This window comes from Candidatus Nomurabacteria bacterium (assembly GCA_016699365.1).
Taxonomy (GTDB): domain Bacteria; phylum Patescibacteriota; class Minisyncoccia; order Phycocordibacterales; family UBA9973; genus CAZLWF01.
The window spans coordinates 81,222-92,965 of sequence record CP064973.1; the positions used below are offsets into that span (position 1 = coordinate 81,222).

Below are 11,744 nucleotides of genomic sequence, written 5' to 3' on the forward strand. Positions count from 1 at the left end.
TTTTATTTAGCAACTTTTAACGCTTCGTCAAATTTTATAGAAAGTAATTTTGATCCTCCGTCAGACCCAATCGTAACTCCATAGAGTATATTTGCACGAGACATCGTCTCTCTGTTGTGAGTAACAACAATCAACTGAGAATACTTGGCCAAGGACTCAATCATGTCACCATATTTTCTACTATTTGCTTCATCGAGCGCTGCATCTGTTTCGTCCAGTACCAAGAATGGCGGTGGGTTAACTTGAGACATCGCAAACAAGAGCGCGATAGAAGTGAGTGATCTTTCTCCTCCTGAGAGCATATGAAGGTCTTTAACTTTTTTATGTGGCAATGCTACGTTTATCTCGATTCCCCTCTCAAACAAAAGCTCAGAGCTAGAATCTTCACCTACAACCTCTTCCTTGTATTCATCTTCAGATTCACGAACACCTTTGTGTTCGACCATTATACGCAAGAAAGCAGTTCCTCCGCCGAACATTAATGCAAAAAACTTTTGAAATTGTTCATTTATCTTCTCAATTCCGGAATTAAACTCTTCATCCAAAGTATCACGTAAATCACGTATTAGAGTCTTTAATTCTAAAATACTACTTTCTAGGTCAGCCAATTCTTTTGCTAAAAATTGATCCCTAGAAACTGTTTCTTCATATTCTTTCAAAATATCTCCACCAGCTCCACCGCCAACGTCTTCTATTTTTATCTTTAGTCTCTCTATTCTCCTTCGTACATCTTCTTGGTCTATCCTACTAACCTCTCTACCGATAGATGGATCATAAGCACTAGCTCCAAAACCAATCAAAACCTCAGCTTCTTTTAATTCATCTTGAAAAGAAACCTCCTGACTCTTTAGTGTTTCTTCTTGTACCAAAAGTATATCTCGAGCTCCTATCAATTCAGTTTCTTTTTGTTTTAATTCATAGCGTTCTTTTTCACCTTCCCTATCTTCTCTTTCTTTGTTTCTAAGTATATTACGCGCTTCTTCTAAGATAGATTCTTTTTTAGATCTCTCTTCGGATAAATTCTTCTCTAAGACAGACAGTTCATCATAAGAAATTTCCAAAATTTTTATCTCCTCAATCAAATCATTGTTTTTTGTATTTGTATTTTCACCAGAAGAAACAAAAGACTGGAGTCGATTTTTTAAAGACAGCAAAGCTTCGACAATCTCTTCTCTGGATTGTCTTTGTATAGCTTCATCAATAGAACTAGAAACCTCATCGAGCATTTTTCTAACCTCAGATTGTGATATCAACAAATCTTCTGTGTTCTCTTTTGTTTGTGATAAAGATTTCTTTGCTTCAAGTAGTCCCTCTAGTCGAGCAATCTTTCTAATTATTTCATCTCTCTCTGTATTTATATCAAGTAAAGCTTTCTGTGCTTCTCTTACAGCAATCTCATCATCGTTTGTTTTCTTACTATCTGGAGTACTAAGTAGCCCGAGAGAATGTGTAATCTTATCTAGCTCAGCAGCTATTGTAGATTTTTTTATTTGAACCCTGCTTCTTTCTCTGTCTAGGTAAAAAGCTTCATTTGCAAAATACTCTGCATATAAACCAGAAAGTTCTACGCGCATTTCTTTTGCTTTTTCAATTTTTTCAACTTGTTTCTTAAGAAAATGTAAGTGCGGACCTATCTCGCGACGCAATGTTGCTATCTCCTTCATATTAAGAGAAGTTCTTTCTAATTTTCTTTCACTTTCTCTTATGCGGTATTGATATATTTTTAAACCAAGAGCATCTTCAATCATTGCCCTTCTGTCTTTTGAAGAAGAGTTAAGTATTCGATCAGCCTCACCTTGTGAGATCATGTGGTGACCCGAGCTACCTATGTGCACACTAGAGAGCAATTCAACTATATCTTTCAGTCTTACATCTGTACCATTTATCTTGTATACATTCTGCCCATCAGAATATACTTCACGAGATATAGAGACTTCATCAAAAAGCAGCTCTGGCGCACCTTCTTTGTTTGCAAAAGAAAATATTTTTTTAGTATTATCAAAAACAATCTCTACAGAAGCACGATTTGGGGCAGAGAGACCTTTCGATCCCTTGAAAATCAAATCTGTGCCAGATTTTCCGCGCATTGATTTTATAGATTGTTCACCTAAAACGAAGCGAAGAGATTCAACTACGTTTGACTTACCTGATCCGTTTGGTCCAACTATGGCTGTAACTGGCGCCGAAAACTCAAGAACTGTTTTCTTGGCAAAAGATTTAAATCCAGTTAATTCAATACGTTTAAGATACATTTTTTAAAATCAATTTTTTAAAATATTTTAATCAAGCCAATTCTTAACTTTCAATGCTTCAGTTGCTGCTTTTTGTTCTGCTTCTTGTTTAGACTTACCTTTACCTTGGGCTATCAAATCTGCTCCAAAAAATATACCAGTAGTAAAATGCTTGTCGTGATCTGGGCCTGCTTCTGATAATACCTTATAAGAAGGCGTAACTCCTACAAATTCTTGGGCTTTTTCTTGGACAAGACTCTTAGGATCTCTCCAGGATTTATTTTTTACAATCTCATCAGTCAAAGGAAATAGTGTCTTAGAGACAAATAATTCAGATTTTTCGTATCCTTGGTCTAAGTATACCGCACCTAAAAAAGCCTCATATGTGTTTGCCAATATGTATTGTCTAGCCTTACCGATATCTTTTGCTTCACCTTTAGATAACAATAGAAATTCTCCCATACCTATCGAAGTAGCAACCTCAGCAATTGTCACAGCATTCACCAAAGCCGCCCTAAAAGCTGTTAGCTCCCCTTCGTTGTGTTGTGAAAACTTTTTATACAAATAATCTGTAATGATAAGCTCGAGTACTGCGTCGCCTAAAAACTCCAACCTTTCATTGTGAGAAAAACTTAGATTTGGATTTTCATTTAGATATGAGCGATGGACAAAAGCCTGCATTAGCAAATTTTTATCTTTGAAAGTCATTCCGACTTTCTTTTCAAAAAGAGAGAAGTCAACCATATATTTATTGAAGTATGAATTATGAATCAAGCGTTTTTGGCTTCATTCCTAATTCTTAACTCATAGTTTTTAAACTAAAATTTATTTTGTAATTTTTTCAATAGACTTAGCAAGTAGAGGCAGGATATCATCATATGTTTTGATATCTCCTATCTGACTTAAACTAAACCATTTTGCATCATCAAGTCCACCACTTGAAGTCAGCGCAAGCTCCTGATACGGTGCTTCAACCAAGAAGTAATGAACTTCTTTTCTGATCTTTCCTTTCTCAGGATGCGAAGCAATATACTCATTTTGCCCTAGCTTTTCTTTGACTACTATAGGCAATCCTACCTCGTCTTTAATTTCTCGAACAACAGCAACAGCCTCGTCTTCACCGTCCTCTACACCACCCTTAGATAGAGTCCAGTAACCAAAAACATCATGTACAAGTGCAAAATATACTGCACCTTCGTGGCGAGCATATATAACAGCACCTGCCTTTTTTTCAGTAGGTAATTTTGTTATATCAACAGGTGTGTCATCTTTTTTCTTTTTAGAAGTTTGATCCTTTCCCGGTTCTCCTATTTCTTTGTATACAGCACCTAAAACTCCGTTTACAAATTTACTAGATGTTTCACCTCCAAAAGCTTTCGCAAGTTCAATTGCTTCATTGATTGCTACTTTAGGCGGGACTTCTTCTCTGTTACCAAATAAGAGCTCAGCTAAACCAAGTCTTAGAATATTTCTATCCACAACTGATATTTTATCAATAGGCCAATCTGGAGCAGCTTTAGTAATTATTTCATCTATTATTGAACGCTTCTTTAGCACAAGTTCAGCTAGATTTTCAATAAAAGTAAAATCATCTAAGCCTGGACCAAATTCGCTTTCATTGCGCTTCAATATAGGGACGATTATGTCGTCTTGTTTACCGTTGAAATCCCACTCAAAGAGTGATTGGAGAACTATTGATCTTGAAAGGTGCCTGTTTGCCATTTTGTTGTTTACAACTTTTTTTAATTTTTATATGAACGAAAGAACACAGTAAATCAAATTACTATGCTTTCTTTGTTTTTGCCATTTTCTCGGCTTTCTTTATGGATTTTTTGTTAACCTCTAGTACCTTTCTACCTCTGTACATACCAGTTGTGGTGCATACATGGTGACGAAGGTGAGGAACTCCAGTTTCTGTATCAACAGAGAAAATGCGCGCTTTTAAAGCGTGATGTGAACGTCTGTTGGCGGTATGTGACCGCGTATGTCTCATTCGGACTACCATGTGGACGAGTATAGCATAGGGGTATATAAATTACAAGACTTTTTTCAAAAATGTCTTCCTGTGTATGTCTGTAATACCATATCTATATATAGCCTCATAGTGAGCTTTTGTCCCATACCCTTTATGCATATAAAAATTGTATTTTGGGTATATTTTTGAAACCCTATCCATATATCTATCACGTGTGACCTTGGCACATATGGAAGCTAGAGCAATTGCCGGCTCTTTTTCGTCCCCTTTTATAATTGTTTTCTGACGGGCAAACTCTTTTGGCGCCTTGAGGCCACCATCGAGTAATACTATCTTATAATCTGAAGTCTTTAGTTTATAAATAGAATTTGAAAGAGCTCTTTTGATGGCAGGAACTATACCTATAGAATCAATTTTAGCCGCAGATACGAGCGTTACCTTATAGTCACACTTCCCTTCTTTTTTCCATTTTTTAATTACTTCAAACCATTTTTCCCGTTCTGCGTGAGACAACTTTTTTGAGTCTCGTAGTTTTAAATTGGTTTTTTTAACTAAAATTTTAAAATTCTTGTTTTCAATATCAAGCCGAAATACTCCAACTGCTACTGGTCCTGCTATCGGCCCTCTCCCTACTTCATCGATGCCGAAAATAGATTGCATGTAGTTTATTATAGCAAAATAAAAAATCAGGTTTTTACCTGATTTTAAAATTATCAATTACGAATCTATTCAAAGAAAAGACTCCCTAGCTTCATAAAAATATCCCTTATGATACTTCTACCAGAATAAAAGTAAGAATCCTCAGTAATAGTAGTCCATGGCTCGATTTCCGGCTGATAGCTGTTCGAGACAACTTTCACTGATAAAACGAATGCTTGTGGCGAAGTTATATCTCCTACCACGATTTCGCATGAACCATTGTCTCTACTATAAAAACTGTATGACATGGTTATAGCTCCATCAGTTTCCTTTTCAACCGTAAGCCCCTCATGACTAAAAGTATCAACGCTTTTGAGTAACTTTTGCAGCTTTGGAAGTATTTTGGCGCATGGCATTTCAATAATTCCTCCCTTTTCCGGAAAAACATTTACTGTAATATTTGCCATATCTAACACATGAATTTCATTTTCCGCTCTTTTGCGAAAACCTTCTTTCTTGGCCAACCTTGCTTTTTCCGCTATCGAATTTTCTTCTTCCTTCTTTTTTCGATTGTTATCAGATTCAATTTTTTCTGCTTCTTTCAGCTTATCGAGATCTAACCCTAAGATAGAGATTTCTTTTTCGAAACCTTCTACTTCCTCAGGCTTTTCATTTGCCAAGGCTCGCAGCACAAGCTTTTTAAGTCGATTAATTTCCTTTCGGATATCTGAGGCTGTTTTTACTTTAGCTTCCATTTAGTATATTTATTTTTAGGTGAAATTATTTTTCGAACTATACTCTTAGATATCAATATTGTCAAATATAAATCACCCTACAGTCGCAGGGTGATTTTCACTTTATAACTCTATCGTTTCTACGTAGAGTTTTATATTTCTTTTTATGATTCAAGTAATTGTTTCTAAACTTCGTCTGCTTGCCGTAAAACCTAGGCTCGCGGTCAAAAAAACCTATCAACAGTTCAGGAACCTGAATAATTTCAATAGGAATTTTATTTCTAAATTCAAATTCCTTTTTCGACACTTCTTGAGTGTTGTCGATAACAATCATTTCTACCCCCACTTCTCTGTGCATCATTTCTATAAGAGCAGCAGTGGTGGTCCCTGTACCAATGTGGCCACATACAATAATTCCTATATCTCGTCTTTCTGACATAAATTACAATTTACTTTATTATAACAGAAATATATATTTTGTCAAAAATTAAAGACATCTGTTATAATCTACGCATGTCATTCGTCCATCTGCATACACACTCACACTATTCCCTACTCGACGGCCTAACAAAAATAGATGATCTAGTAAAAACCGCAAAAGCACATGGGATGAATGCTGTTGCACTTACTGATCACGGAAGTATGTATGGCGCAATAGAATTCTATAAAGCTTGTAAAAAGGAAGGTATCAAACCCATTATTGGAGTAGAGGCATACATCGCTGAGCGCACACGCTTCGACAAAGATCCGGGTCTTGATAGTAAGCGATATCATCTGACTCTTCTTGCTAAAAACGAAAAAGGTTATCGAAACTTGATGAAGCTTGTATCTCGCGCAAACCTGGAAGGTTTTTATTACAAGCCTCGAATGGACAAAGATCTTCTAAAAGAATTTGGAGAAGGAATAATCTGCCTATCTGGCTGCCCAGGAAGTGAATTCGTAAATTTAATAAAAAATAAACACTTAGATAGAGCTAAGGATCTTTTAAAATACTATATAGATACTTTCGGTAGAGAAAATGTTTTTGTTGAAGTGATGAAACATGATGATGTTGAATGGTACACACCACTAATAAAAGACATTGTGCAAATAGCAGAAGATATGGATTTACCAATTGTCGGTACATGGGATTCACATTATTTACACCAAGATGATGCCGAAGCCCAAGACACATTGGTAGCAATAAACACTGGAAGTGAAGTTGGAGATAGTTCCATGAGTATGAAGAACGGGGATTATTCTTTTATTTCTGATTCGAGAGCAAGAGAAATATTTCGCGATATACCAGGAGCTTATGATAATACTGCAAAAGTAGCTGACATGGTAGACATAGAAATATCTCTTGGTGAATGGGTTTTCCCAAAATATGAAATCCCAGAAGGAACAACATATGACGAAGAACTTAGAAGAGTTACATATGAAGGCTTCGCTTCACGTAACATCGAACAGACTCCAGAGATGGTAGAGCGCGTAGAGTATGAACTTGAAATAATAAAAAACAAAGGTTATTCACCATACTTTTTGGTTGTGTCTGACCTACTTCGCTATGCTCGAGAAAACAATATTATATCTACAACCAGAGGATCTGCTGCTGGATCTTTTGTGTCTTATCTAAATTTCATTACCACAGTAGATCCAATTCACTTCAAATTACCCTTTGAGAGATTTTTAAATCCCTTCCGTCCTTCCCCTCCCGATATTGATATGGATATCGCCGACAACAGACGCGATGACATGATTAGCTACGCAAAACAAAAATACGGAACTGCAAATGTTGCGCAAATTGGTACATTTGGAACCATGATGGCACGCGGATCTGTGCGCGATGTGGCACGCGCATTGGGATATTCATATTCCATCGGTGACAGACTGTCTAAAATGATCCCTATGGGCTCCCAGGGTATGCCTATGACAATAGACAAGGCTTTTGAGCTAGTACCTGAATTAAAATCTGCATATGAAAACGAAAGAGAAACAAAAGAAATAATCGACTTAGCAAAAAAAATGGAAGGCTGCGCAAGGCATATATCAGTGCATGCTGCAGGTGTGGTCGTTGCACCAACTCCAGTCGAAGATTTTTCACCAATACAATTTGATCCAAAAGGCGACAAAATTATCACACAATACGACATGTACTCTATCGAAGAAGCAGGTCTACTGAAATTGGATTTCTTGGGTATTAGAAACCTGGCAATTTTAGGAGATGCAATAGAACGTATAAAAAAAATACGTGGGATAACTATAGATCTCGAAAAAATACCTTACGACGATAAAAAAACTTTTGAAATGCTAGCCCGCGGAGAAACAGTCGGAGTTTTCCAGTTATCTGGAGATGGTATGACAGTGTATGTAAAAGATCTAAAACCAACTTGCGTAGACGATCTTAACGCAATGGTGGCCCTGTATCGACCAGGCCCGATGGAAACAATTCCAGAATACATTAAACGCAAAAATAATCCTGAGCTTATTTCATACCCTGATCCTAGAATGGAAAAATATCTAAAGGCATCTTATGGATTGATAGTTTACCAAGACGACCTTCTCTTCTCTGCGCTCGAACTTGCTGGATACAACTGGGAAGAAGCTGATAAATTCCGCAAAGCTGTGGGTAAAAAAATTCCCGCAGAGATGGCGGCCCAAAAACAAAAACTTATAAAAGGTATCGTTGCTAACGGTCAAACACAAAAATTTGCTGAAACCCTATGGAAACTTTTTGAACCATTCCAGGCGTATGGATTCAACAAAGCTCATGCTGCAAGTTATGGGAAAGTTGCATATCAAACAGCTTATATGAAAGCCAACTACCCTGCTGAATACATGTCTTCTATCCTAACCGCAGAAAGTGATGACTTAGAAAAAGTAGCGGAAGTTATCGACGAATGTAAAAGAATGGGATTCGTAGTACTCCCTCCAGATATAAATGAAAGTTTTTCTGACTTCACTGTTGTAATGGAAAACGGAAAAATAAGTAACAAAATTCGTTTTGGTCTAAATAGTATAAAAAACTTTGGAGAAGAAATAGGCAAAGCAATTATTCACGACAGAAAAGAAAAGGGACCTTTTACAAGCTTGGCCAACTTCTTGGAACGTGTTCATCATCGCAGTCTAAACAAAAAATCTCTAGAGGCCCTAATCAAATCTGGGGCTATGGATATATATGGAGACAGAGGAGAACTTCTAGGTAATATGGAAATTTTGCTTGCATACAACAAACAAACAGAAAGTAACAAAGGCCAAGAATCTCTGTTTGGCGGAATGGACTACAACAGTAGTGCAAAGTTAAATCTACACGAAGCATCTAAAATAGAAGAAGTAGACAAGCTGGCTTGGGAAAAAGAATTTTTAGGCCTATATATTTCTGGACACCCTTTGGAAAAATGTTCTCACTTAATTGAAAAGAGTGGAACAAATATAAAAGAAATTATAGAAAAAACTGCAAATGGATTCCCTGTTACTTTTGTTGGTATGCCAAGTAGTATAAAAACAATTATTACAAAGAAAAACGAGAAAATGGCATTCATGAAAATAATAGACCTGACTGGAAGTATTGAAGCTGTTGTATTTAGTCGGACTTTTGAACAATATTCTCCATTGCTTCTAGAAGATAAGTGCCTGGTCTTCAAAGGAAAAGTATCCATTAGAAACAATGAAAAAAGCATCTTGCTTGAAGCAGTGAAATTGGCAGAATAACTTGCCAAACTATTAAGCTAGGTGCATACTTAATCTATGCAAATAAACACAACGACTACAACTACCACCACCTAAGGGGGTTTGTATTCGTCATACTGCGAAACATAGCCCCCAAATAGGGGTATTTTTTATTAAAAAACGCTCGAAATTATAATTTTAAAATGATATAGTAACCCATATGAATGAAGAACAATTGCACCCAAAAAGACATACACTAGCCCACCTTTTAGGAGCGGCTGTATTAGAAATATACCCAGGATCAAAACTAACACTAGGACCTTCAATAGAAGATGGTTTCTACTATGATATAGATGTTTCAGGAAAAATAAGTGAAGGAGATCTATCAAAAATTGAAGATAAAATGCGCGAACTACTTCCTACTTGGACAAGCTTTTCACATAAAAAAAATACTCCCGAAGAAGCAAAAAATGTATTTGCAGGCAATGAATACAAATCAGAGCTAATAGACGAGATCGCAGCAAAGGGCGAAGATATAACTTTGTATACTTCAGGAACTTTTACAGACCTTTGCCGTGGTGGTCACGTAGAAAATCCTAGCGTAGATATAACAGAAGGGTCTTGGAAGCTCGACCGTGTTGCAGGCGCATACTGGCGTGGAAGCGAAAAAAATAAAATGCTTACTCGTATATACGGACTCGCATTTGAATCAAAAGAAAAAATCGATGAGTATCTAAACATGCGTGAAGAAGCGCAAAAACGTGATCACAGAAAAATTGGCCAAGAACAAAAACTTTTCTTTGTCGACGAGATGGTAGGAAAAGGTCTCATAATGTGGCAACCAAACGGTACAATCATCCGAGATGAAATCGAGAAATTTGCTCGAGCAATGGAAAGTGATGCTGGGTATGTGCGCGTTGTGACTCCCCACTTAGCCAAAGAAGAGCTATTCCTAACCTCTGGGCACCTTCCTTATTACAAAGATGATATGTACCCAGCAATGGTTATGGATGACGGAACATACTATCTAAAAGCTATGAACTGTCCGCACCACCATATAATCTTCCGCCATGAACACAGAAGCTATCGTGACCTGCCTGTACGCCTGGCCGAATACGGAACAGTATACAGAAACGAACTCTCTGGAACTCTAGCAGGACTACTACGTGTACGATGTCTTGCTATGAACGATGCACATATATACTGCCGTAAAGATCAGATACGCGATGAGTTCAAAAATGCTCTTGCACTCACAATGAAATATTTCGAAATATTCGGACTCAAAGATTATTGGTTCAGACTCTCACTTTGGGACCCAGAAAGAAAAGACAAGTATGTAGATGAACCAGAAAACTGGAATTATACAGAAGGAGTATTACGTGATGTGCTTGTAGAACTAGGAGTAAAATTCATCGAAGTAAAAGATGAAGCTGCTTTCTATGGACCAAAAGTCGATATCCAATTCAAATCTGTAATCGGACGCACTGAAAGTATGTCCACAGTCCAACTAGACTTCATCGCAAAGAAACGTTTTGAACTTTCATATGTAGATGAAACTGGAAAAGTAAATGACGAAATATTTGTAATCCATCGCGCGCCACTCTCTACACATGAACGCTTCACAGCATTCTTGATCGAACACTACGCTGGTATATGGCCAACATGGCTTGCACCAGTTCAGGTACGCATCGTTCCGGTAAGTGAAAAGTTCAACGATTTTTCTATGAGTGTATTGAGTAGCTTAAAATCAGCTGGAGTACGTGCAGACCTAGATGGTGCTAGTGACACACGCGGCAAGCGTATCAGAAATGCGAAGACTGAAAAGGTTCCTTATGTAGTTGTAATTGGTGAAAAAGAAGTTACTGCAAACTCTCTAACTATAGAGAAACGTTCTGGTGATAAAATAGAAAATATAAGTGTAGAAAATTTTGTAGAAATACTAAATGAAGAAATCAGTACAAGAAAATCTTAGAGGCACTGTATCTGTAGAACACTTGCACCATTTCCGTTGTGGAGCGTGCGACAAATGGTGGAGTGTTGGAGATCCAAAAATTGCCAAGAAAAAGATTCTAGATTGGTTCTGTCCATGGTGTGGTAAAAAACAAAAATTCAATAAATAATATAAAATCCCCTGCAGGCCGCAGGGGATTTTATATTTATAATTTATTTAAAAAATAATCGTATTGCTATGAGCACCAGCACTACTGCAAAGATTTTAGTGAGAATATCATGATCTACTATAAAGGCAAGTTTTGATCCAGATATACTCCCTACTATAAAACCCAGAGCAAGTAATAGCGCGATAGTTAGATCTACGTGTCCCGCTCGATAATAATTCATAAAAGCAAATATAGAAAGTGGCACCACAAACAATGCGAGACTTGTACCCTGGGCTGTAAGCTGAGGAATATTTGCAAGCAACATAAGTGCTGGCACCACAATAATCCCTCCACCTATACCAACAAGACCACTCAAAGTTCCAGCTACTAAGCCTATGGCAATATAGAGCGCAAACAT

The 11,744-nt window shown here is 37.1% G+C and carries 11 protein-coding genes; 3 read left to right on the forward strand and 8 right to left on the reverse strand.

What is annotated here, in order from left to right; all coding sequences use genetic code 11:
• Positions 1-2 precede the first annotated feature (2 nt).
• From IPJ63_00425 to IPJ63_00455, 7 genes are all read right to left on the reverse strand, one after another.
• Positions 3-2,252: an AAA family ATPase gene (locus tag IPJ63_00425; protein QQR76725.1), complete on the reverse strand. Its 2,250-nt coding sequence runs from the start codon at positions 2,250-2,252 to the stop codon at positions 3-5.
• Positions 2,253-2,279: 27 nt separating this feature from the next.
• Complete coding sequence (gene rnc / locus IPJ63_00430; GenBank protein ID QQR76726.1) at positions 2,280-2,975, reverse strand: ribonuclease III; 696 nt, start codon at positions 2,973-2,975, stop codon at positions 2,280-2,282.
• A gap of 81 nt (positions 2,976-3,056) precedes the next feature.
• Positions 3,057-3,953 (reverse strand): transcription antitermination factor NusB, encoded by an 897-nt coding sequence (nusB, locus tag IPJ63_00435; GenBank protein ID QQR76727.1) that lies wholly within the window; start codon positions 3,951-3,953, stop codon positions 3,057-3,059.
• Positions 3,954-4,014: 61 nt separating this feature from the next.
• Positions 4,015-4,236 (reverse strand): 50S ribosomal protein L32, encoded by a 222-nt coding sequence (rpmF, locus tag IPJ63_00440; protein ID QQR76728.1) that lies wholly within the window; start codon positions 4,234-4,236, stop codon positions 4,015-4,017.
• A gap of 30 nt (positions 4,237-4,266) precedes the next feature.
• Positions 4,267-4,866, reverse strand: a complete 600-nt coding sequence (locus IPJ63_00445; GenBank protein ID QQR76729.1) for a ribonuclease HII — start codon at positions 4,864-4,866, stop codon at positions 4,267-4,269.
• Between the two features lie 65 nt (positions 4,867-4,931).
• Positions 4,932-5,600 (reverse strand): hypothetical protein, encoded by a 669-nt coding sequence (locus tag IPJ63_00450; GenBank protein ID QQR76730.1) that lies wholly within the window; start codon positions 5,598-5,600, stop codon positions 4,932-4,934.
• A gap of 97 nt (positions 5,601-5,697) precedes the next feature.
• Positions 5,698-6,018 (reverse strand): hypothetical protein, encoded by a 321-nt coding sequence (locus IPJ63_00455; GenBank protein QQR76731.1) that lies wholly within the window; start codon positions 6,016-6,018, stop codon positions 5,698-5,700.
• Between the two features lie 74 nt (positions 6,019-6,092).
• On the opposite strand from IPJ63_00455, the gene dnaE reads away from it, so the two are divergent.
• The 3 genes from dnaE (at position 6,093) to IPJ63_00470 (ending at position 11,347) form a co-directional block, all read left to right on the forward strand.
• On the forward strand, positions 6,093-9,269 hold the full coding sequence (dnaE, locus tag IPJ63_00460) for a DNA polymerase III subunit alpha (GenBank protein ID QQR76732.1): 3,177 nt from the start codon (positions 6,093-6,095) through the stop codon (positions 9,267-9,269).
• A 178-nt stretch (positions 9,270-9,447) separates the two neighbouring features.
• The gene (locus tag IPJ63_00465; protein ID QQR76733.1) at positions 9,448-11,199 is read left to right on the forward strand and encodes a threonine--tRNA ligase; all 1,752 of its coding nucleotides are present in this window, start codon (positions 9,448-9,450) and stop codon (positions 11,197-11,199) included.
• The gene (locus IPJ63_00470) at positions 11,171-11,347 is read left to right on the forward strand and encodes a hypothetical protein (protein QQR76734.1); all 177 of its coding nucleotides are present in this window, start codon (positions 11,171-11,173) and stop codon (positions 11,345-11,347) included. Before IPJ63_00465 ends, IPJ63_00470 begins: the two co-directional genes overlap by 29 nt.
• Positions 11,348-11,390: 43 nt before the next feature.
• Here the strand turns inward: IPJ63_00470 and IPJ63_00475 are convergent, their stop codons facing one another.
• Positions 11,391-11,744 carry a sulfite exporter TauE/SafE family protein gene (locus IPJ63_00475; GenBank protein ID QQR76735.1) on the reverse strand — a complete coding sequence of 118 codons (354 nt, stop codon included), beginning with the start codon at positions 11,742-11,744 and terminating at the stop codon, positions 11,391-11,393.

Bases quoted from the DNA above. Each gene is read 5' to 3' on its own strand.
- IPJ63_00465 (QQR76733.1), top strand. From the start codon at position 9,448: ATGAATGAAGAACAATTGCACCCAAAAAGACATACACTAGCCCACCTT.
- dnaE (QQR76732.1), top strand. From the start codon at position 6,093: ATGTCATTCGTCCATCTGCATACACACTCACACTATTCCCTACTCGAC.
- IPJ63_00475 (QQR76735.1), bottom strand. From the start codon at position 11,744: ATGTTTGCGCTCTATATTGCCATAGGCTTAGTAGCTGGAACTTTGAGT.
- IPJ63_00470 (QQR76734.1), top strand. From the start codon at position 11,171: ATGAAGAAATCAGTACAAGAAAATCTTAGAGGCACTGTATCTGTAGAA.
- IPJ63_00450 (QQR76730.1), bottom strand. From the start codon at position 5,600: ATGGAAGCTAAAGTAAAAACAGCCTCAGATATCCGAAAGGAAATTAAT.
- IPJ63_00455 (QQR76731.1), bottom strand. From the start codon at position 6,018: ATGTCAGAAAGACGAGATATAGGAATTATTGTATGTGGCCACATTGGT.
- nusB (QQR76727.1), bottom strand. From the start codon at position 3,953: ATGGCAAACAGGCACCTTTCAAGATCAATAGTTCTCCAATCACTCTTT.
- rpmF (QQR76728.1), bottom strand. From the start codon at position 4,236: ATGGTAGTCCGAATGAGACATACGCGGTCACATACCGCCAACAGACGT.
- IPJ63_00425 (QQR76725.1), bottom strand. From the start codon at position 2,252: ATGTATCTTAAACGTATTGAATTAACTGGATTTAAATCTTTTGCCAAG.
- IPJ63_00445 (QQR76729.1), bottom strand. From the start codon at position 4,866: ATGCAATCTATTTTCGGCATCGATGAAGTAGGGAGAGGGCCGATAGCA.
- rnc (QQR76726.1), bottom strand. From the start codon at position 2,975: ATGGTTGACTTCTCTCTTTTTGAAAAGAAAGTCGGAATGACTTTCAAA.